27 protein-coding genes are annotated in these 21,330 nt (G+C 47.8%); 5 read left to right on the top strand and 22 right to left on the bottom strand.

The window, feature by feature from the left end; genetic code table 11:
- Window positions 1-636, bottom strand: a 636-nt coding sequence (locus AC4PME_RS10260; RefSeq protein WP_491529582.1) for an acyl-CoA dehydrogenase family protein, incomplete at its 3' end; no start/stop codon positions are given.
- Window positions 633-1,040, bottom strand: a complete 408-nt coding sequence (locus tag AC4PME_RS10255) for a MerR family transcriptional regulator (protein ID WP_491045515.1) — start codon at window positions 1,038-1,040, stop codon at window positions 633-635. The genes AC4PME_RS10255 and AC4PME_RS10260, both read right to left, overlap by 4 nt.
- Window positions 1,041-1,279: 239 nt before the next feature.
- Here AC4PME_RS10255 and AC4PME_RS10250 point away from each other — a divergent pair, with 239 nt between their 5' ends.
- The 4 genes from AC4PME_RS10250 (at window position 1,280) to AC4PME_RS10235 (ending at window position 8,247) form a co-directional block, all read left to right on the top strand.
- Window positions 1,280-2,455: a thiolase family protein gene (locus tag AC4PME_RS10250; RefSeq protein WP_491045514.1), complete on the top strand. Its 1,176-nt coding sequence runs from the start codon at window positions 1,280-1,282 to the stop codon at window positions 2,453-2,455.
- Window positions 2,456-2,852: 397 nt separating this feature from the next.
- Window positions 2,853-6,005, top strand: coding sequence for a S8 family serine peptidase (locus tag AC4PME_RS10245; RefSeq protein WP_491045513.1), 3,153 nt, complete (start codon window positions 2,853-2,855; stop codon window positions 6,003-6,005).
- A gap of 61 nt (window positions 6,006-6,066) precedes the next feature.
- Entirely contained in the window at window positions 6,067-6,600 is a 534-nt protein-coding gene (locus AC4PME_RS10240) for a PEP-CTERM sorting domain-containing protein (protein WP_119501559.1), read from the top strand.
- A 252-nt stretch (window positions 6,601-6,852) separates the two neighbouring features.
- Entirely contained in the window at window positions 6,853-8,247 is a 1,395-nt protein-coding gene (locus AC4PME_RS10235) for a transporter substrate-binding domain-containing protein (RefSeq protein WP_491045512.1), read from the top strand.
- A 28-nt stretch (window positions 8,248-8,275) separates the two neighbouring features.
- On the opposite strand, the gene AC4PME_RS10230 is transcribed toward AC4PME_RS10235, so the two are convergent.
- Entirely contained in the window at window positions 8,276-9,937 is a 1,662-nt protein-coding gene (locus tag AC4PME_RS10230) for a flagellar assembly protein A (RefSeq protein WP_119501557.1), read from the bottom strand.
- A gap of 87 nt (window positions 9,938-10,024) precedes the next feature.
- A complete protein-coding gene (sbcB, locus tag AC4PME_RS10225) occupies window positions 10,025-11,464 on the bottom strand; it encodes an exodeoxyribonuclease I (protein WP_491045511.1) in 1,440 nt (479 codons plus the stop codon).
- A gap of 159 nt (window positions 11,465-11,623) precedes the next feature.
- Between sbcB and AC4PME_RS10220 the strand changes: the two genes are divergently transcribed.
- On the top strand, window positions 11,624-12,823 hold the full coding sequence (locus AC4PME_RS10220) for a tyrosine-type recombinase/integrase (protein ID WP_491045510.1): 1,200 nt from the start codon (window positions 11,624-11,626) through the stop codon (window positions 12,821-12,823).
- Here the strand turns inward: AC4PME_RS10220 and AC4PME_RS10215 are convergent.
- The 18 genes from AC4PME_RS10215 to AC4PME_RS10130 form a co-directional block, all read right to left on the bottom strand.
- Complete coding sequence (locus tag AC4PME_RS10215) at window positions 12,806-13,048, bottom strand: hypothetical protein (protein ID WP_491045509.1); 243 nt, start codon at window positions 13,046-13,048, stop codon at window positions 12,806-12,808. The two genes, AC4PME_RS10220 and AC4PME_RS10215, sit on opposite strands and share 18 nt — an antisense overlap.
- Complete coding sequence (locus AC4PME_RS10210; RefSeq protein ID WP_491045508.1) at window positions 13,048-13,464, bottom strand: YopX family protein; 417 nt, start codon at window positions 13,462-13,464, stop codon at window positions 13,048-13,050. Before AC4PME_RS10210 ends, AC4PME_RS10215 begins: the two co-directional genes overlap by 1 nt.
- Entirely contained in the window at window positions 13,457-13,621 is a 165-nt protein-coding gene (locus AC4PME_RS10205; protein ID WP_491045507.1) for a hypothetical protein, read from the bottom strand. Before AC4PME_RS10205 ends, AC4PME_RS10210 begins: the two co-directional genes overlap by 8 nt.
- Window positions 13,614-13,850 (bottom strand): hypothetical protein, encoded by a 237-nt coding sequence (locus AC4PME_RS10200; protein WP_491045506.1) that lies wholly within the window; start codon window positions 13,848-13,850, stop codon window positions 13,614-13,616. Before AC4PME_RS10200 ends, AC4PME_RS10205 begins: the two co-directional genes overlap by 8 nt.
- A complete protein-coding gene (locus tag AC4PME_RS10195) occupies window positions 13,847-14,107 on the bottom strand; it encodes a hypothetical protein (RefSeq protein WP_491045505.1) in 261 nt (86 codons plus the stop codon). The genes AC4PME_RS10200 and AC4PME_RS10195 overlap by 4 nt, the downstream gene beginning before the upstream one ends.
- Before the next feature lie 339 nt (window positions 14,108-14,446).
- Complete coding sequence (locus AC4PME_RS10190; RefSeq protein WP_491045504.1) at window positions 14,447-14,656, bottom strand: DUF7736 domain-containing protein; 210 nt, start codon at window positions 14,654-14,656, stop codon at window positions 14,447-14,449.
- Entirely contained in the window at window positions 14,656-15,057 is a 402-nt protein-coding gene (locus tag AC4PME_RS10185) for a hypothetical protein (RefSeq protein WP_491045503.1), read from the bottom strand. Before AC4PME_RS10185 ends, AC4PME_RS10190 begins: the two co-directional genes overlap by 1 nt.
- Window positions 15,054-15,293: a hypothetical protein gene (locus AC4PME_RS10180; RefSeq protein WP_491045502.1), complete on the bottom strand. Its 240-nt coding sequence runs from the start codon at window positions 15,291-15,293 to the stop codon at window positions 15,054-15,056. The genes AC4PME_RS10185 and AC4PME_RS10180 overlap by 4 nt, the downstream gene beginning before the upstream one ends.
- A complete protein-coding gene (locus AC4PME_RS10175; protein ID WP_491045501.1) occupies window positions 15,290-15,733 on the bottom strand; it encodes a hypothetical protein in 444 nt (147 codons plus the stop codon). Before AC4PME_RS10175 ends, AC4PME_RS10180 begins: the two co-directional genes overlap by 4 nt.
- Window positions 15,730-15,984, bottom strand: a complete 255-nt coding sequence (locus tag AC4PME_RS10170; RefSeq protein WP_491045500.1) for a hypothetical protein — start codon at window positions 15,982-15,984, stop codon at window positions 15,730-15,732. Before AC4PME_RS10170 ends, AC4PME_RS10175 begins: the two co-directional genes overlap by 4 nt.
- A 2-nt stretch (window positions 15,985-15,986) precedes the next feature.
- On the bottom strand, window positions 15,987-16,250 hold the full coding sequence (locus AC4PME_RS10165) for a hypothetical protein (protein ID WP_491045499.1): 264 nt from the start codon (window positions 16,248-16,250) through the stop codon (window positions 15,987-15,989).
- 5 nt (window positions 16,251-16,255) lie between these two features.
- Window positions 16,256-16,630, bottom strand: a complete 375-nt coding sequence (locus AC4PME_RS10160) for a hypothetical protein (RefSeq protein WP_491045498.1) — start codon at window positions 16,628-16,630, stop codon at window positions 16,256-16,258.
- Window positions 16,631-16,663: 33 nt separating this feature from the next.
- The gene (locus AC4PME_RS10155) at window positions 16,664-17,485 is read right to left on the bottom strand and encodes a DUF2303 family protein (RefSeq protein ID WP_491045497.1); all 822 of its coding nucleotides are present in this window, start codon (window positions 17,483-17,485) and stop codon (window positions 16,664-16,666) included.
- An 18-nt stretch (window positions 17,486-17,503) separates the two neighbouring features.
- On the bottom strand, window positions 17,504-17,848 hold the full coding sequence (locus AC4PME_RS10150) for a YfdP family phage-associated protein (RefSeq protein WP_491045496.1): 345 nt from the start codon (window positions 17,846-17,848) through the stop codon (window positions 17,504-17,506).
- A gap of 55 nt (window positions 17,849-17,903) precedes the next feature.
- Window positions 17,904-19,613, bottom strand: coding sequence for a YqaJ viral recombinase family protein (locus AC4PME_RS10145; RefSeq protein ID WP_491045495.1), 1,710 nt, complete (start codon window positions 19,611-19,613; stop codon window positions 17,904-17,906).
- Window positions 19,610-20,509 carry a recombinase RecT gene (locus tag AC4PME_RS10140; RefSeq protein ID WP_491045494.1) on the bottom strand — a complete coding sequence of 300 codons (900 nt, stop codon included), beginning with the start codon at window positions 20,507-20,509 and terminating at the stop codon, window positions 19,610-19,612. Before AC4PME_RS10140 ends, AC4PME_RS10145 begins: the two co-directional genes overlap by 4 nt.
- A 141-nt stretch (window positions 20,510-20,650) precedes the next feature.
- Window positions 20,651-21,016 carry a hypothetical protein gene (locus AC4PME_RS10135; RefSeq protein WP_491045493.1) on the bottom strand — a complete coding sequence of 122 codons (366 nt, stop codon included), beginning with the start codon at window positions 21,014-21,016 and terminating at the stop codon, window positions 20,651-20,653.
- Entirely contained in the window at window positions 21,013-21,306 is a 294-nt protein-coding gene (locus tag AC4PME_RS10130) for a hypothetical protein (protein WP_491045492.1), read from the bottom strand. The genes AC4PME_RS10135 and AC4PME_RS10130 overlap by 4 nt, the downstream gene beginning before the upstream one ends.
- Between the last annotated feature and the right edge of the window lie 24 nt (window positions 21,307-21,330).

Below are 21,330 nucleotides of genomic sequence, written 5' to 3'. Positions count from 1 at the left end.
GCGCATACCCAGCTTGTCGAGTTTTTGGGCACGGCTGAATCCCGGGAAGTCACGTTCAACAATGAACGCTGTAATGCCCTTGTGGCCAGCCTGTGTGTCAGTCTTTGCATAGATAACAAAGGTGTGGGCATCAGGACCATTTGTGATCCACATTTTATTGCCGTTGAGGATGTATTTGTCGCCACGCTTTTCGGCTTTCAACTTCATGGATACCACATCAGAACCGGCACCGGGCTCACTCATCGCCAGTGCACCAATACGCTCGCCGCTCACCAGAGCCGGCAAGTATTTTTCTTTCTGTGCCCCGGAGCCGTTACGGAAAATCTGGTTTACGCATAAATTCGAGTGTGCCCCGTAACTTAAACCAATTCCGGCTGAAGCGCGGCTGATTTCTTCCATAGCGACAGTGTGTGCAAGATAGCCCATGTTGGCGCCGCCAAAGCTTTCATCTACTGTGACACCCAGTAACCCCATGTCACCAAATTTTGTCCATAACTGATTGGGAAAACGGCTTACTTCATCCGATTCTGTCGCCAGCGGTGCAATCTCCTGCTGAGCAAACTGATGCACATGTTCTCTGAGCATGTCGATTTCTTCGCCCAGACCAAAATTCAATGTGGGGTAGGGTGTTATCATCTGTCGTGTCCTCGTTTTAATTCTGCCAGCTCTTCACGGCAGCGTGCTTCAACTTCATCAAGTTCACCCATCAGCATCTGAATGTCTTCGAGTTGCTGACGAAGTACCGCACGCTTTTGGTCCGTCATGCTGAGCATCGTTTCCAGCTGGATGGCTGAATCCGGATTTGTGTCGTAAAGTTCGAAAAGGTTGTTCACTTCCGCCAGCGAGAAGCCCAACCTCTTACCACGTAAAATTAGCTTTAACCTCACCCTGTCTTTGTTATTGTAGATGCGGTTCTGCCCGGTTCTTGAAGGTGTAATAAGTCCTTGTTCTTCATAGAAACGGATGGATCTGGGTGTTATATCAAACTCCTTTGCCAGTTCTCCGATGGTAAAAGTTTGCTCTTCTTTGCTGTTTGTCATGACTGTGCCTTGTCGGTGTCGTTAACCTGTATGCCCGGCCCGTAACAGGCATGACGACTGAGAAACTGTCTTAATACAGGTTTACGTTAACGTAAATTGTAGTTAACGTTAAGGTAAAGTAAGAAAAATGTAACGTCAATAAGTGCAAAGTTTCTGTTACGTTTTCCGGTGATATATGATGTACTGAATATAATTTGTGCAGTACCTGAACTTCCTAAAATAAGTGAGGCAATACAACTATGAGCAATGAAGCGGTAGTAATTGTGGCAGCAAAACGTACCCCTATGGGTGGATTCAATGGCAGTTTGTCTTCTGTGCCATCGACGGAGCTGGGTGCTGAAGCGATTAAGTCAATTTGTACTGATGTGGATGTAAGTCAGATTGATGAAGTCATTATGGGCTGTGTATTACCTGCCGGTCTGGGTCAGGCGCCGGCCAGACAAGCTGCATTGAAAGCAGGCCTGCCTTTATCTGCCGGTGCAATTACCCTCAATAAAGTGTGCGGATCCGGACTCAAAGCCGTGATGCTGGCCCACGATCTGATCAAAGCAGGCAGCGCAGAAGTCGTCGTAGCGGGTGGCATGGAAAGTATGAGTAATGCACCGTATTTGTTGCCAAAAGCTCGCACAGGTTACCGTATGGGTCATGGTCAGGTACTTGATCATATGATGCTGGACGGACTTGAGAATGCCTATGATGGTAAAGCCATGGGGTGCTTTGCGCAGGATACCGCTGACAGTGAAGGACTGACCCGTGGTCAGATGGATGAATACGCGTTAACTTCACTTTCCCGTGCGAACGAAGCTATCAACACCGGTGCGTTTGCCAATGAAATTTCTGCTATTACCATTTCTACCCGTAAGGGCGATGTGGTGGTTGATACTGACGAAGGACCGGGTTCAGCCCGTCCTGATAAGATTCCGTCATTACGTCCTGCATTCAAAAAGGACGGTACGGTAACAGCGGCAAACTCCAGCTCAATTTCCGATGGTGCTGCAGCCCTGCTGGTGATGTCTGAATCGAAAGCAGCGTCACTTGGCCTGACGCCACTGGCTAAAGTGGTGGCGCACGCTACCAATGCCATTGAACCGGAAAACTTCACTGTTGCTCCTGTAGGTGCAATGGAAAAAGTGCTCGATAAGGCCGGGTGGTCTAAAGAAGACGTCGATCTTTGGGAAATCAATGAAGCGTTTGCCATGGTAACCATGCTGGCCATTCAAAAGCTGGGTCTGGATGCAGAGAAGGTGAATATTAATGGTGGTGCCTGTGCGTTAGGTCACCCTATTGGTGCATCCGGTGCTCGTATTCTGGTGACGCTTATCCACGCACTGGCTAACAAAGGAGCGAAGAAAGGTATTGCTTCTTTATGTATCGGTGGTGGCGAAGGTGTAGCCCTTGCCGTTGAAATGTGCTGATGGTTGCGTACCTTAGTTACTGAATATAAAGGCAGTGCAGTCATGTACTGCCTTTTTTTATCTCTATGATTTGATTAATAAATAACCTTTTCAGCGTCAAGAAAATTTACAAATTAGCAACAGGTTATATATTCCTGCTTGATATATCTTATAAAGATCAGGAAGATAGAACACGTGGTGTGAATTTTGTATAAATATCAGACCTCCGATGACATGGAAGAAGTAAATAAACATCGGGGAATAATAATAAATGCAGTAAATCCAGAAAGCGGGTTCCACGTTTGTAAATGCGTTAACGCAGATTCAGGCAGGAATAATTCCCGATGCGGTAAAACTGATGTTTTATCTCCTGAAGGAAGCCGCAAAACAAAAAAAGTGTCAATGGGAGACGCAATAAATGACATTTAAGAAAAAACTATTGGGAACAATGGTTTCTATGGCTGTTACCGCGGGTATGACTACCACAGTAACTGCTCAGCAGATTCCAGCCCAGGACCTGACGAAGTTTTCTGTTTCAGGAAACCAAGCTAATGTCAAAAAGGGTTCCGGTGTTTACATCATCCAGATGAAGCAGGCACCAGGTATCACCTACGCAGAGGAAATCGGGGAGCTCATCCCAAATAAACAACACGTCGCATCGAGGGGTAACCAATACGCCTCAGACACCAAACAAATCCGCAATTACACCAGCAAATTGAAACGCAACCAGCGCGCCGCAGCAGCAGCCGTAGGTAACGTTAAAATCATCCATAACTACGTTCACAGCTTCAACGGATTTTCAGCAAAGTTAACGCCTGCCCAGGCAAAAGCATTACGCGCTAATCCTGAAGTCGCCAGCGTCTGGGAAGACCAGATGGTGAAAGTAGACACGGCTAATACTCCTGAGTTCCTCGGCCTTACCGGCGCGGGTGGACAGCATACTCTGGGTATTAAAGGTGAAGATGTGATTGTCGGTATTCTTGACACGGGTATTACACCGGAAAACCCAAGTTTTGCTGATGACGGCTCTTACTCCGATCCGGCTGACATCGGTTGGCAGGGTGCCTGTGATACCGGTGAAGAAGCACAGGCAGGCACATTTGCCTGTAACAACAAACTTATCGGTGCACGTTTCTTCCCTGAGACTTTCCAGTCTGTTTATGACATTCAAACAGAGTTAGGTGAATTTATGTCTCCCCGTGACGCAGATGGTCACGGTAGTCACACAGCCAGCACTGCTGCCGGTAACGAAGGCGTGTCTGCTGTTATGAACGGCACTGAAATTGGCGTAATGTCCGGTATCGCGCCGCGTGCCCGTGTTGCCATGTATAAAGTGTGCTGGAACTCTGACTACGTTAACCCGCAAGGCGGTGACGAAGCCGGCTGTTTCTACGGCGATAGTATGGCTGCAATTGAACAGGCTATTGTTGATGGTGTGGATGTACTCAACTATTCCATCGGTGGCAGTCTGACTGACCTGACCGTGCCGTCTACTGCAGCCATGTTACGTGCGGCACAGGCTGGTGTATTTGTTTCAGTTTCAGCCGGTAACTCTGGCCCTGCAGCATCTACCACCGGCACACCTGCTCCCTGGGTAACCACAGTAGGCGCCTCGACTTATGACGGTACAACTGTTGTAAATGGTCTTGAAGTCACCCAGTTCGATGAAACCAGTACAGTTGCGTTTACCGAAGGTTCAATTACAAAACCACTGAGTGAAACAGGTCCTGTGACCGGTTCACTGGTTGTAGCTGAACCACTGCTGGCCTGTTTTGACGGTGCAGCATCTACGCCACTTGATAACGCTGCTGATATTTCAGGAAACATTGCGTTAATTCAGCGTGGTTCCTGTGCGTTTTCGCAAAAAGTTAGCCGTGCACTGGATTCAGGTGCGACTGCTGTCGTGGTTTATGACAATGGTGGCGGTGTTACCGTAATGGGCGGCGATTTTGTCGGCGGCATCCCCGGCGGTATGGTTACTGAAGCTGTGGGCAGCATGCTGAACTCTTCAGCGGTTGAAGGCGGCAATGTGACCGTGACAATGAGTGCCGGTACCTACGTTGAACAACAGGAAACAGGCAATATCATGGCTGATTTCTCAAGCCGTGGTCCGAATGCCTCTACACTGGATGTAATTAAGCCGGATATCACTGCTCCGGGTGTTCGCATCCTGGCAGCAACCTCTGACACGCCAATGTTCGGCGAGCAGGGCAAGCAAGTGGCTTACTTAAGTGGTACGTCAATGTCTTCCCCGCATATTGCCGGTATGGCTGCACTGCTTATCGATCAGCACCCTGACTGGACTCCTGCTCAGGTTAAATCTGCACTAATGACTACTGCGTATCAGGATGTCACCAAAGAAGACGGCAGCACACCGGCTGATCCGTTTGATTTTGGTGCTGGTCATGCTGCACCGGTTTCTGCTATGGAACCCGGCTTAACCTTTGATGCTTCTTTCTTCGATTACATGGGCTTTATGTGTGGTCTGGACGAAGAATCATTTGTTATCAGCGAGTCAGGCTACGATTGTGCCACTTATGAGGCCAATTACTTCCCGACTGATCCAAGCCAGCTGAACTATCCGTCAATTGCTATCGGTGAATTGTCCGGTGCTGAAACTATCTACCGTTATGTTTCTGACGTAACTGGTGCAGACAGTACTTACACCATTTCAATTGAAGGTCTGGATTCACTGGATGTTTCTGTTCAGGGTTATAACAGCGACCTTACGCCGGTTCAGGGCGGTGTGGTTGAAGTTGCAGCAAACGGCACTTCAGCATTCGCACTCACAGTAGCGAAAACAGAAGAAACTGTTCTTGATGAATGGATCTTCGGTGCAGTGGTACTTGAGGGTGATAACGGTAAAGTTGTTCGCAGCCCGGTAGCAATTATGCCGGCAGCGGATGAGAACATTTCTGCACCTGAAAGCGTTTCTGTAGGTCTGAACTCCCGTGGCCGTGGTTTCTTCTCAGTGGGAATGAACTATACCGGTCGTGCAAGTATTGACTATGCAAGTCTGGTTGCACCTGAAGTGGTTACAAGCACCGTTGAGCAAGATCCTGACAGTTCGTTCGCATTCAACGAAGACGGTTTGTCTACTACCTTGTTCCACATCCCTGAAGGGACCACCATGGCCCGTTTCAGCTTACGTGATGAGCTGGTAGAACAAAGCGGTACTGACCTTGACCTTTACGTTTACCGCTGTGAAGGCTGGTTATGTACACAGGTTGGTGTATCTGCATTCGGTGGTTCTGATGAAGATGTTGTTCTGATGAATCCTGAGCCGGCAGCCAATGTGGGCGTTGGTGATGTTTATATCGTTTGGGTTCACGGTTGGGATCTGAATGGCGCAACGGAAACTGACTTCCAGATGCCTGTATGGGTAGCCGGTGGTAAAGACAGCAGCAGCCGTTTCAGCATGTCATCCCGTGCAGTTGACGGACGCCTTAATGACGTTCGTATCATTACCCGCGGTCTTGCGTCAGGCGTACCTTACATGGGTACCGTGACGTTCTTCGATGGTGATGGCCAGGAACAGGGCACCACGATCGTTGAAGCTGTAAAACAATAATCAGAGGAAACGGGTACAGTGATTTTCACTGTACCCACACATTAAAAAAGGCAGAAGTAACATGAAAAAACTAAAAGCACTCTTTAGCGCAGCCGTTCTGGCTTGTTGTTCAATGATGTTTGCAGCGCAAAGTCAGGCTGCAATTATCTCTCAGTCTGTATATGTTGGTGGTCTTGAAATTATCTCTTATGACCTCGAACTGGATAACAGCCTGATCAATTCAGGCATGGGTGCAATCAGCACTTATGATGGCCTGGCGTTTAACCTGGTTGATTTCTATATCCCTCTGGCAGACGGCTGGAACCCGGTTATGAACGATTTCGAAGCTGTTATCGATGTAGATAACATCTTCGCGGGCGTTGAATTTTTATACGTAGATGCAGAGGATGATTTCCCCTGGTACTACAGCGTTTTTTACGATGCATTTTCTACAAATAGTAATTACGTAGCTATCTTCTTTGCCGGCGATTATCAGTTAGAAGCATTTGAAGATGACGTAATGGTTGTTAACTCAGTAAGTCTGTCTGAACCTTCAGTGCTGGCACTGTTTGCTCTGGCATTCGGTGGCATGATGGTGCGCCGTCGTCGCGCGTAAGCAGTTTACCACTACGATTGAGGCCTTCCCGATGAAGGCCTTTTTTTATTACTCATGAAACTTCTCCACTTTATCTGCTCAGTCCGTTAAGCATGTCGGTCCGGCGCAACCGTTGCATCACTTGTATATGCCGGGAGATACTATGATCTTTGTTCCGGCACTTTCCTTATTAAGAATAAGTCGTTAACCTGTACCCGTTGGCGTTCAGTGAGTTTGCCACCGGTAGTTTTTCTTTTCCCCGAGGTTGTTTGTTTGCCAAAACGGTATTTATTCCTGTGTCTTGCGCTGGCCGCTTTAGCCGGCAAATTGCCGGTGGCCTATGCTGCCGGAGAACAGGTCGTAACCTACTGTATCGACCCGGACTGGATGCCTTATGAAGCCATGCGTAACGGCAAACATATAGGGATATCCGCAGATTATCTCGATGTAATCAGTAAGCTCTCTCATCTTAAGTTCGAACTCATCCCCACGGAGAGCTGGCAGGATTCGCTTGCGGCCGTAGAGTCCGGCGCGTGTATGGTGACGACAATGATCAACCGTACCCCCTCAAGAAGCCACTTTTTGAACTTTACTACCCCGTATATAGAAGTACCTAACGTACTGGTAGGCCGTAATGGTACGCCTATGGTTCAGGGGTTTGAAGGTGTCGGCAATCGTATCGTCGGGGTGGTCAGCGGTTTCAGGCATGCGGAATACCTTGCCCGCTACTATCCTGATTTGCTTACGGAATATGTTGATTCTGAGGTGAGCGGGTTACAGAAGCTATCTAAAGGTGACATCGATTTGATGGTGGGTTCACTGATGGGCGTTTATTCTGCAATTAACGCTCACGACTTTTCAGATCTGCAAATTGTCGGTTTTGCCGAGCCTTTTGATATGCTTTCCTTTGGTGTGAATAAAAATCATGCCGAACTGGTTCCTTTACTGAATAAGGCGATTTCGTCTATACCTGAATCCCGTAAAGTTGATATTTATAAACGCTGGAATGCTGTTCGTCAGGTAAAACAGAGCCGGTATGGGTTTGTGCTCGGTATCGTGTTTATCGCTATTGCACTTGTTGCTGTAGCCGCCTGGCGAAAACGGGTAATTAGCAGTTACCAGCGCCAAATCAGCCAGAAAAACGATGAAATTGAAAGCTTGCAGTCCTCGTTACTCGAAAAGAACCGGACACTGGAGTTTTTATCCACGCGGGATGAAGTAACCGGCTTATATAACCGCAATTATTTTATGCAAAAGGCTGAAGAAGAGATCTCCAGGCATCTGCGTTTCCAGACCCCCTGCACACTGATTGCAATTGAAATTACTGAAAACGGCAATAAACTCAGGGCCGGAGCACACACAGACAGTTTATGTAAACGACTCACCAGTGCTTGTTTAACCACGGTAAGAGATGTGGATATTACTGCAAGGTGCGAGCCTGATAAGTTTATGATTTTATCACCACAAACGACCCTTGCGGCAGGTGACAGTCTGGCAAACCGTTTACTTGAGTGCCTGAAAGCGGAAGCAGATCCCACAATCATTTTTATCACCGGAGTGGCTGAATTGCAGAGCGGGCAACGTTATTCCGAATGGAACGATGACCTTAACAGAGCTCTCAGTGCTTCCCGTCGTCAGGGTGGCAACGTAGTCGCGTTAGCAGAGTAGGCGCTGGCAGAGTAACGCCGGCAGAGGCTTAGCCGGAGGTATCCGGTTCATAGTGCCACTGATGACCTTCATAGCGGATTTTGCAGCGTTCGTATTCCCGTTCTGAGCGCCAGTTACGGTTGTTTAGTTTGGCTGATACGCCGGCGTAAATTCGTTTGTTGGCCTTCAGCTGAATTCGGTTTTCATATTGCGTTTTCAGCTTCTTCAATTCCGACGCTTTCAGTTCCAGCCAGTTTAATAACGCTGTTTCATTATTCAGAAGAGATTTTGCTTCGGTTATTTTGTGCTTTAAATCTTTATGGATGGTACGACCGGAGATGACCTCCAGCTTTTCTCTGTGGCGGGAGTTATTCTCCCGTAACTGACGTAGCAGTTCATCAATGGTTTCTTTACGCTCCATCAATGCACTCATCCCCGCAGTAAAATCAACTTTCAGCGTACTGCCTGAAATCGCGCCCAGTGTGCCGGCTTCAACTTTGTCTTCGCAGACGATTTCGCAGGCAAACAGATTACCCATTGGTTTGGATATGTTTCCTATAGTGACAGAACCACCGGCCTTCAGGCGGCTGTAGGCCATTTGTCTGCCCACGGTAATATTCTTACCGGCAATAATATCCAGCCCCTGGCCATGCTGAACGTGAATGCTGCCGCCTGCGATAAGCGTGCATGCATAACCTTCAGCGTTATCGGTAACCTTACCCATTGCACCTTCAGTGATGATGATATCGCCGCCGGCTTCAATGATTGCAGATTCAACAAAGCCGTTAATCGTGATGTCTTTGGTTGCTTTGATTTTCATTTTCTCTGCAACATCACCATTCACCAGAACAGCACCGTCATAGGTGACATGTCCGCTGCCCACATTGACACCATTGCAGATAAAGGTGTCGTCAATATTCATGCGGAGTTCATGGTATTTCGGCATCCCGGAAATCGTCGCCACCAGCATGTTCTCATCTTCATTACTGACGGCGGTACCGGAACCCATTTTAAATTCCAGCCATTCACCGGGCTTGGGGTAAAGTACCGTGTCTTTAACGTCATAGCCTTTACGGCCTTGAGTCGGTGCTGTTCTGCGCACTACCGGTGTGCCGGTTTTCACACAAATGACGTCGCCAAGATTCCGGAGATCCGCTTTTTCGCCGTCACTGGTCTGAGGCTTGAGGACCCGCTCAAGTGCATTCGGGACCAGCGGTATAAATCTTGAACCCTTTCCATTTCTGGGAGGGAGCCCCTTGGCCACTACAGCCTTGAGCACCTGGCCAGGTTCTGCTTTTTCCGCTTCTTTCAATAGCATATTGATGTGGCGCATGCCAACGCCACGGCGTATGCGCTGTTTCCAGGCGAGGTTACGGATAGTGATGGCATTAGGCATTCTGCCGCCGTAGGGAGCTGTAAGCCGCAAAGTGGCGTGCATGTTGTCTTCACTGACAACAAAGTCGACTTCTGCATGACGCAATTCAGCAATGTCTGCGGTAACCGGTGTCTTGTCGCCGGTTTTATGATAGAGGTTTGCTTTGTCACAGGCTGATTTCAGGGCTTTTTCTGACAGATAAAAATCGCTGTAAGCACCACTGGCTAATTCAGATTTAATGGTGCTCAGATCTGCTTCCTTTTCCATTTCGGCAGGAAGTAAGCTAAGGGTGACAAACTGAGTATCGCTGTTGTAACTGAAAGAAATACCTTTCATCTTCTGTTCCATGAGACTACGCCAATACCATATCGGCAAACTGCTACTACGTCTTTAGTCTACTTTATAGTGACAGTTGCGATGAGGTCAAAGGTTTTGAGCGTATTGATATAGCGCCCTGAGTATAGCTTGTCTGTTCGGATCGTTCTGATGCTCATGCGCCAGCGTTTCCAGTTCCATCATAAACAGTTCGAGGGTAACCGTGGCGGGCGAATCTTTATCAGTCAGCCTGTATTGTCTGTGTGCCTGCCAGCGGTGCATTTCATCAGCATTCAGCGTGTAAGGATAATTACGTGCACGATAACGGAACAGCAGGGTTTTTAAGGTCTGGTTCTGTGTTTGTGATGCCAGCCGGTCAAGCGCTTCCGGTGCGCTGGCATGCACCTGCTCACACCAGCGGCGCTCTTCATCTGACAAAAATCCACCACTGTAAAGGGAATGATCGGCGTCATTATCAACGTCATCATGAGGCGTGTTATACACGTCAGACAGCTTTTGTGTGATATCGCTGGCCGCTAACCGTTTGTAATTTTCCAGGCACTGGTCTCTGTTCAGCCCCAGCCGTTCAGCATTTTCTTCTGTCATGGCTTTCGCCGTTGTGACAAAAGGGGACCGGTTGATGTGAATAAGCTTTAGGCCGGGACGGGGTTCATCCCCCAGCTCTGATGCCGGTGTGTACAGCTTTTCACGAATAGTATCCGCATCATCGTTTAGTAATGGTTCAACAGGCTGAGACAAATCGACGGCGATAATGGCGTTACTGTTAACGGGGTGCATAGCGATTGGCATTACCCACGTGCAACAACCCTGACTGGCGGGAATTTTAGATGAAATATGCAACAGCACAGAAGGCTGCTGCAGATTAATCTGCTTTAACACGGCATGTTTGCTGCGCAATGAAAACGCATAGTCATAAAGTTTTGGCTGATGCAGCCGTATTAATTTTGCCAGCGCGATAGTAGCGCGGACATCCGAAAGTGCATCGTGAGCCTGACCATGTTCCAGTTCATTGGCTTTGGCCAGTTCTTCTAATTTGAATACCGGTGTACCATCGTCTCTCACCGGCCAGTTAATACCCTCAGGACGCAGGGCATAGCAGGCCCTGGCGAGATCAATAATATCCCAGCGGGAATTGCCGTTTCGCCACTCTCTGCCATAAGGGTCATAAAAGTTGCGATAAAAGAGGGTGCGGCTGACTTCATCATCAAAGCGAATACTGTTATAACCAACCACGCAGGTGTTCGGCTGGCTCATTTCTTCATGGATACGTCTGGCGAAATCTGCCTCAATCATACCGTCACGCAGTGATTGCTGTGGTGTGATGCCGGTTATCAGGCACGCCTGAGGGTGGGGCAACACATCATTGGCAATTTGCGCCATGATATTAACGGGCTTTCCAATAACATTTAATTCTGCATCGGTACGGATGGCAGCAAATTGAGAAGGGGTATCTTTGAGCGGGTTAGCGCCCCAGGTCTCGTAATCGTGCCATAGCATCGTTAATGCATTACTTTCGCTTTCTTTCATCATCTTTCCGGCTACAACCCCTATTTTTAAGCCTTTTCTACCCTGTTTTTCGACTCTGAGCGATAACAAATACCATCTTTTAACATCAGATAGATCTTGAATTTGTGTCTAAGCTGTGGCGAAATTATTTCACGTTGTGTCGAAATGGTATGATCGCCCTTGGCCCTTACAGAATCTAAGCTGCAAGCATTGCACGGTAAGAAAAATAAATCCACTAAACTTGTTCCTGATCGTGACGGGCTTTATGCCTCTTGCGGACTGAATGGAAAAGTCAGCTGGGTATTCCGCTACCGGTATGAAGGGAAGCAGCAGCGCCTTACCTTCGGCACATACCCGGCCATTAATCTTGTTGATGCCCGCGAGAAGGTGACGGGGTTTACCCGTAATCTGATAGACGGGGAAGATCCCAAGAGTAACCGTGATAAACAACAGCCTGTTTACATCGATGAATGTGCAACTGAATGGCTAAGCAAAAAAGTATCCGGCCTCAGGGATAACACGCAGATTTTATACAACTCGCACGCAAAGATTTATTTTACCCGCAAGTTCTTTGGCTGCGATGTCCAGACAGCGCGGCGTGATCAGTGGGTGAATTTCTTTGACAGGATCACTGATAAAACATCAGCCGTTAATGCCGGCACTGTGTTGAAGTCCCTTAAGACAATGCTGAGGTGGTGCAAAGAACGCTCGATGATCACCGGCTCTGAAGCGCTGGACATTTCACTTTCATCTGTAGGGGAAAGAAGTAAGCAGGGACAGCGTAATCTGCAGATGCATGAAGTGGGGTTGCTCTGGTCTCTGGTTCAACGCTCCAAAGCAACACCGGCAATAAAGTCATGCGTAAAGCTGTTGCTTATTTTCGGTGCCAGAAACTCAGAAATACGGGAAGCTGATCGCCGTGAATTCGATTTGGAAAGACGGCTCTGGACGCTACCGGCTGACCGGAGTAAGACAGGCAAGGAATTGCGCCGGCCAATCCCTGATAAAGCTGCTGCTATTATTTCAGAGTTAGACGATGCCTATGGCTATGGCGGGTATCTGATACCGGGTCAGCATCGCGGTACCTGCATGACAACTTACTCGCTGAATAGGTTTATCCGGCGCTTACGTGCGAACATGATGGATACGGACGAGATCCCGCCATTTACCCCGCACGATTTCCGCAGGACGATTTCAACCAGATTATCAGAGCAGGGGATTTTACCCCATGTTACTGAAAAGATGCTCGGGCATGAGCTGGGCGGGATAATGGCCGTCTACAACAAACATGATTGGATAGACGACCAGCGGGAAGCATACGAACTTTGGTGCAGAATGTTGAGCGAAGCGGCTCAGGAAGCATCAAGACGCATTACTTAATTTCAGGATGTAGGCGTCTACGTCAACGGATGAGTAACGCAACTTTTTGCCGGTAAACAGCTTGCACGGTTTTGGAAAGTCCGGATCGTACTTATCTGATTTCGGGTCCGTCATTTCGTTGAATGTACGTTGGCTGATATTCAGCACCTGAAACATTTGTTCCCGCGTCATAAGGTACGGGCCACGGTGAACGTAAAAACTTTTGTGAACTTCAAGTGCTAACATTATGCTGCCTCCAATAAATCAGGGTTTTCATAAATATTGCCGATCACAAATCCAACGTGAGAGCCTTTATGGTTTTCATCAGAGCATATTCCGCAAAGGGCATGGTCGCAATTATCACTCTCTTTTACAGCGAAGCACCCATCAATAAATAAGACCTCTCTGGTTATGGTTTCTATCTTTGACTTCCACACATATCGCAATACATCCCCCTCATAAATCTCAACGCCGTCTTTATCTTTCAGGCCGGTGAATTGCAGCAACTCACAATCTTCCATCGGCCAGAACTCGACATCAAAGTTACCGGTAAACGTATCGAACCATACGCCCTCATCATCGCCTTGCAGATTAATGCTGCAAGAGTCCGGCGCAAAGCGGTTCAGTTTTTTATTCCAAACTCTGAACTTAATTTCACGCATCGCCTTTCTCCATACATTCGACCCACACAACACCCATGACAGCTACACCATCACACTGAGAAGCGTCATAATGGTATTTAATCATTACGCCTAATGCCGCCATAACTACGATGAGAGCAAATGCCTGTCTAATCTGGTCGGATATTTTCTTAAGCATCGCCTTTCTCCAAGTAGTCACCCTCTGCGCGGCCATTCTCATCAACATCGACAAAATCCATCTTTTGCCATTCGATCCAGTTTTTAAATCCTTCGTTAACGAGGTAGCCGGCCTGGATGAATGTTTCTCCGTTTGGGTATTTTGCTAAACGAAACGTTACCGGCATTTCTGAGCGGGTTATGGCTGGCCCACAAAAACTGTTAAATGGTATTGATTTAATTTCACTCATTGTCTTTGTTCTCTTATGTCCGGCAATTCACTAGCCCACTCTAAAGCGCTGTCTGCATCATCGAATTGCATGAATTGGCTGAATTCGAGGTCTGGGTTCGTGTCAAAAACGGTGTCTTCAATAGCTTCTGACCATTCGAGTTCTAAGTCATAACCACGCGCATATCCCGAGGGAGTAGGGTCGTTTCTCACATATTCGATGGATTTAACTTCGTACCCCTTCTTCTCAAGTGCTGCGCGAATTTTCCTGCTACTCATTATCTTTGTCCTCATGAGAAACAAATTCATCATCCACATAATGAGAAATGGACTGCTCCAAAGTTGGGGAGTTGATGCTTTTATTTGTTAGCGAAAACCACCAAAGTTTTATCAGGTTAATCATTGTCTTTGTCCTCAACATCCGTGGTAGTAGGGAAAACATACTCCGCAGTGCAGTCTCTATTTGAGCAGTAGATACGGTCATTGTCCCAACCGCCACCTGGCAAAGAAACTGTGGCGCTTCCGCATAATTCGCACTTCATATTTCGCTCTGATAATTCGCTAAATATGCTCATTGTCTTTGCCCTCTGGTGGCCTCTTCGTAGTATTGTTGTTTGTTCATTGGTTAGGCTCCTTGTAGCAGATATCAAGAAAATCCTTTTTTGCTAAATTTTTCACCTGCTCAAGAACTGAAGGGATTTCGTGAGTCATAACCGGCCTGCCCAGTTTAGTCTCAATATACTCATGAAGTTCTGACATTACAGGGCCATGAAGAATACCGGTATACGCGCTTATGATTACCGCTTGCTCTTTAGTTAGTCTTTTCATCACTCACCTCCCAACTTTGCGCGGAGTTGTTCAAATAAGTTAATAGCCCCTTTAATCTCTTGTGGTTGCTCGTCAAAAGGAAGTTTAAGTCCTCTCTGACACCTCATGGCCGAAAAATCAAATAGCACGTCAACACACTCTACTTCAATCTTACCAATCGCCTTTTTTGCCTCTTTAACCTGAGATATAGACAAAAATAATTCATCAGCAGTAATAGCTAGAGCTTTTTCAAGCCTGTTGTTAAGATTCTCCAACTCCTTCACCCGCTGCTCTGCGGATTCGGCGCGTTGCTCAGCTTTGGCGCACTCTCCAGCTTCATAATTCCATGATGCTGTGGCCGTTTTAAGCTGTTCTTCCAACTCCGCAATACGCTCACGCTGCTGGTTTATTAAATCGTTCACTTGGCCAGCTCCTTCAGTAGTGCGTCAGCGCAAATTACAGCGGCCTGTGCAAATTCAACGCTTGTTCCAGATGCAGCCGAGTTGGAAGTAAGCGCCTGAAGAGCCAATCCCGCAAAATACTCACGCTTTGTCAGACCATTCGGACTGATACCGTCCTGGCATAACATCACTGACATTTCGTCATCACTCAACGGCATAGCCGGAGAGCTTCCGTTTATTGTTGCTGTATCACTCACGCCACACCCTCCAGTTCCTGCTGTTGCTCCAAGTGCACAGTCCGGATTTTGCGGGCTATGCTTAACCTGATACCCAGGCCATTCGCTATTTGATGTGACTGGTAATCCACTGCCAGCATGGCGGATAAACGTTCCTGTGCTTTATCGGGAAGCGTGACGTTTGCGGCTGCCAAAATTGGCTTTACGTCGATTGGCGGCACAGTGACTCTGTTAGCCTTACCTGCTTTCTTTTCCCCATAACCACGTATGGAAGCTACTTTAAATAGTTTGGGTGATTCAAAACGCTCCTTCACCTTAATGTCTTTGCGGGTGCGCTTGATATTATTCAGGCGGTTGGAAATATCACTTCGCGTTTCTTCAAGTTCATTTGCTAAGCTTTCAACAGAAAACCAGCGCTTATTTTCAAGCATGTAAATAGCCAGTTTCATCATTTTGGTCATGCTGCCTTTACTCCCAGAGCCAGGTTCCACAGAGCTGACGATGAGCGCTTTCTTCCTGCTATAGCTACAACACGAACTTTTCTGCCTGGCAGTGGTGTTTCCTCTGTTTCATATCGCTTCGCTTGACGAAGGTTGTACAGGTAGCCGGTTGCTGCATGGCTGGTGATGCCGAATTCTGCAGCCAGTGAGCCGGCGGTGTACCAGTTACCGGTTTTCAGCATGTGTTCTGCTATTTGCTGTTGTCTGTTCATATTTAAAACCCCATCATTTCCTGATGCGGCTGCATCGGTTCTGCCCGGTTCTCGACTTCAACGACAGCAATGAGTTCGTCATGCTCGAATGAACCACAGATTTCAGTGGCGAAAACATCTTTGCAGTGAGCAGAGCAACTTCCGAACTGACTTCTGGAAATTCGGCCACCAAATTGATCGCGCATAGGGTTTATGCTGTCAGCTTTATAACCAGTACCAGTAAAGTGGTTACAACTGATGCAGGCTTTAGGCATTGTGATTTTCATGCGCCTTATTCTCCGTATCCCTCACCCATATCAACGACTGTCTCGGGATTGAAAATATCTACAGTGAAGCCATTCCATTTCGCTTTCGTCACGAAACCAAAGTACTCTGTGATTTCTACGCCTGCGGCATTCAGGGCTAGCTCAACATTTTTATCATTCAGTTCAAAACTACGGACCTCTTGACGGTTCCGGTAAATGACAATATCAATATCTTTGCGGCGACCATCTTTGTATAAAACCCCGCCTGTCAAAGCTGGATAAAGACCTATAATTTCAAGCACTGGCTTAAGCTTTCGGCACAGCTCAATGCCGTCTGCTGCCGTGGCGAACTTTTCTTCTGCTTGATCCGGGGTGGGGATTTCTACCAAGTTAAAATTCATCACTATTCCTTAGCCCCCGAAGGGGCTCACAAATTAAATTGTTCCGATATAGATGGTTGCTGCTGAATCTTTCAGGCCCAGCTCGAGTAATTCTTTGAACTCCCGCGCCAATTCTTCTTCAAGTGCTTCTGCACCCATCATTTTGAAAGAGATTGCCGGCGTGTCTGAACTCGTGGAAATACCTAAACGAAAAACAATGTGGCGTAGTTTTAAGCCGTGATAGGGGACAACAGCGAAAGTGAGAAAAGCTGGTAGCTTGTCTTTGTTCTTAGCTTCCAGACGCTCCTGAGCACTTGCCTGATAGCCGAAATCATCAACTTTTGAATTAACTTCACGAGCCTGTTCAATGGTGACGTTTCGCATCGCGGCAGCTGCCTGACCAAGTGTCATTGCTTCGCCCGACTGTGTTGTGATGCTGTGAATTTCTTCTTTCCAGTCTTCGATAAACTCCGCGGCATCCTTTTGAGCGATGCGTGTACCATCAATGCGTTTCATAGCGCTGAAGCATGCGGTGCGTTTTAAGGTAAGTTCGCTGGTATGCATTTTATGCAACGGTTTGTCGGCGGCTCCCAGGTCGATAATACATTGTGCGGTAAGGCGCTCATCATTAATGAATATTCCGCTGTCAGCGTTAGCGTTTTCCAGAATGTAGCGCTCAAATTCTTCGATAATGCGAGTTGAAAAACCGAGTGAGAAATGTCGTTTTACTGGCATGAAACGTTCAAGATCGACAAGCCCCTGATTATCGTTGCTGATAAGCAGCCCCGGGACTGATTGTTTTGCAAGTTCATTGTTGGCGATGACCAGCGCCTCAGAAGCCTGGATTTGTTCGATAGCTGATTTATCCATAGACATCGTGATTTTCTCCTGTAATTACTTGGTATGGACCAGTGAAAACTGTCCGTGAACATCTTCTTTCGGCTGATCGATGGTAATAACTCCACCACGGCCAACCCACATAGGCGTCTGACTGATAACTGATTCTGTTGCTTCACCCCGCTTAGTGGGTTTCTTATGCTTTAAGGTGCTGTTGATCATCACCTGACCTGATTCGTTAACGCGGGAGATATCAAACTCAATTGACACCTTACCTTTACGGTTAAACATGACTGCGCCCAAGGCCGTTTCAGTGAGCATCATTGCAAGACGATCTTTGAAAATGCCTGCTTCAAGTTCGCTTACGAACTCATCTACATCAGTTTGCTTTTGTTGTGACATGCTTCGTTTCCTAAATAGTTTTGTTCGTGTTCTATCTGATCAGCATAGCGGTTAGTTATACCGCCTCACGTTGTTCTAAATACTGCGAATAAAGGTTGTCCAGCGTGTCTGCGATGGACTTGTCTTCCACTTTTGCCCATGCGATGAAGTTCACCACGGCGTTAACTTCCATAAGGGCTAATTTGCGCGGTGCGGTTGCTTTTGAACCGCTATGTGAAATAGCCACTGGTTCCGCTGCCTTCGCTGTTTGCGTTTCCGGTTTTTCATCTTCGTCTTCCCGTGCTGCTTGCTCTGCCATGTCGGCGGTTGCTGGGTTGGATTGGGCGCGTTCTGCTTCGGCTTTCAGTTCAGCTTCACGTTGTGCTTTAAGCTCTGCATCACGTTGCGCTTGTTCCTGACGGGCTTTTTCTTCGGCTTCACGCATTGCCTTTGCTTCTTCTTCAGCACGGATGCGGGAGCGTTCTGCTTCCAGTTCCGCGGCTTTCTGCTGTTCGTATTCAGCGATACGGGCAGTGACCAGGGCTTTAAAATCATCCGGAGCTTTAAAGGCAATTTGTGCCCAGTCGTTGAAGAGGAATCTATATTCGTCATGTTCATTCAGAGTGACTTTGTTATCAGCCGCGATGCCCTTGAATTCAGCAATCTTCATCTTGGCGTTTGCCAGCTCAGTCATTGCTGCGTCTTTCAGGCTTTCGCGGGTTTTCTTACCTTTCATTTCGCCAGCAATATCCACTTTCAACGCTGGAATTTCTGCGCCGATTTTGGCGTTCGCGTGGGCAATGGCGCTTTGCAGCTCAGTCTGCGCCCAGTGTAGAATTTCCCCGCGAATCTCATCCTTGCGGGCCTTAATCTGTTTAGATTCCGCAAGTCGGGCCTGACGCATTTGCTCTTTGATAAAACGAACGTCTTTGACGAATTCATCAATAGAAGCCACTTCGCCCAATGCTTTTTCGCAAATCTCTTCACAAGCCTTTTCTGCTTTGGTGAAAATCTTCTGACGGGCTTCGGCGTTGGCAAAGTCCTGGTCTGATTCAAGCGGGGCTTTGGATGCTTCCACTAAATCCGTTGCCGCCTGTTTGTAGGCTTCAAGGTTTGACGACAGGGCCAGGCCGTTCATTTCATATCGGATGGCCGGCAGTTCGCGCACCGGCTCTGCTTCAACCACTTCGGCTTTTGCTTCAGGTACGTAGTTTTCAAGGTCGGCTTTAAATTGTTTCCAGCCTTCGATTACCTGCTTGCGGCGGGCGGGTACCGATTCATACCAGCACTGTGCGCGGTTTTCTTCGGTGCCATCGGACACCACGAACAGAATTTTCTCTACCTGAGAAACCATCATCTGTTGCTCCAGCTGCGGCCAGTGGGTGTCGGGTACCGTTCCTTCATTAACCAGCGCCATTAACTCAGCATTAGTCATTTTGTGCTCAAAACCCACATCGCCCATCATGGTCATGCCGTCCATCGATGCCAGTAGATTCAGACCTTCGATTTCATTGGTGATAGTCGCCGGATAAAGTTCTTCGCCGATATGCGCTTCAGCAATTGGGCGGGCCAGTTCTTCAACTTCATGTCCGCGAGCGAAAATCTTTTGCTTAGCCGGTGTCACTTCTTCCACTTCGCCGGTTGCTTTCTGGCGTAACAGTTCGCTACGGCTCATGTACTTTGACAGGCCGAGCATCGCTGCGGCTTCACTTGCTGTACCGTCTACGCTTGCACGCAGTTCGTGCCAGGTGTCGCTGCCCTGGATAATGTCTGAATGGATTTTCATGCTTGTGTCTCCGCTTCGAGAGAAAGGATTTCGGAACGTACATCTTCAGGGATGTCGTATTTGCTCGACTTCATGGCAATAATGCTTTGTGCTGTCTGGCGCCCTGAATCAATCATTGAGGCCAGTTTGTTACGCTCAGCAGTAAAACTGTCCATGGTGTAGATATCGCGTGAAGGTGTTGAATTGACGTCCTTCATTTCGCGGTCGTTAAAGGTGTATCCTTCATGGTCGTGCTTCAGCATTTCCATGATTTCGCTACTGTTAGGCAGGCGTCGTGACAGGCGATGCAGAACTGACTTGCAGGCCATGCGCTCATACCAGTCTTTCCACGGCCCTTTATCCGGGTTCTTCGATGACATGCGAACCTTTTCAACTTCGTCTTTCGACATAGGCTCAACAATCAATTCGCCAGACTTGGTTTTTGCCATTGCAAACACCAGTTTGAAGGCGCCGCGATCACCATGCAGGTTAGGGCGGAACTGAACGTGCTCTCCGTCCTCGTCAATCCAGTAGTCAAACACATCGTTTTCGTAGACGGCCCGAGCCGTGATGGTGCTGATTTCACCCGACTGGCGTGCACGCTTTAACACACCGTCAACCATTGGCATGTACTGGGCTTTCTTCACCCAGTTATTACCGCTTTTGGTGTTGAAGATAACCATCGCAGCTTCGCGGTTGTCAGGAACGAGACCATCCTGGGCGCAGCGGCTTAATGAAGTCATCAGGCTTTGCGGATCACAACTAAGCAGTTCCATGTTGTTTTCAACGGCAATCATGGCCGCACGCTGAAAGCGCTCCAGGGGGAGGTGAGCAGGCAAGCTGGCCTTTAAACGCGAACCTTCTTTTTGCAGGTCGCGGCGAAACATATCAATCGGCGCTAAATTTTGATTATCCATTTGCCTGCTCCTTTTTAGCAGTAGTCACGATCCAGCCGGAAGCGACAGGAACGACAGTGAATTGAACGAAGTTGAAAGAGTTAGCTGTGCGGCACCACTTATTGGCTGCGCTGGCAGTTTTGTGGACGAACAGTTTTGAAATCACTTAGAATCCCTCCGCTTAACTTCATTTACCTTTTGCTGCATTTCATCTAAAAAGGACTGGCAATTACGAAGCGCGGCATCTTCCTTTTGCTTCAAAATTTCGATTGCTCCTGCTTGCACATCTTCGAGGTTTTCTTTAATCCATTGCACGATCGCGTCATTGAACTCTTTACTAGTCTCCCAGTAATTCTTTCCGCCAGTGTCATACTGGCCACAACGCGTTAACTTCACTAACGAGTGAGCGGTGCTCATCGAAAATGAGTCGCCGTTTCTGCCGCCACCGTTTTTCGCCATTGCCGACCATTTCTCGGCTGCCTTTCTGCTACTGACGGCATCGAAGTAAGTTTTAAGTTTGTCACTCATGCCGCCTTCTCCCCAATCTCATCAGCGGGAGTGCCGTCCGTGGCTGGCGTGATGAAAGTGCAATGTTTAAGGGTGCATGGAATGGAGAGCGCAGTAATCGCGTTGTGAAGCTGTATAGCGTTCTCATGTGAATTGCATTCGATGGTAGGACCAAGTAAGCCCTTGTACGAAACCGTTACGTTGGTACCGATAAAGCTCACAGAATCGAAGATACTGCCAGAGTCATAACCCTGCTTATCTTCCAGAACCAGGCTAAATAAACCCGGTGTACTTGTCTTGAATATTTTCATCACGTAATATCCTTGAGGTTGATC

Source organism: Alteromonas sp., from assembly GCF_984505615.1.
Note: the sequence above shows the minus strand (reverse complement) of the source record. Positions and strands in the feature narration are given on the sequence as shown.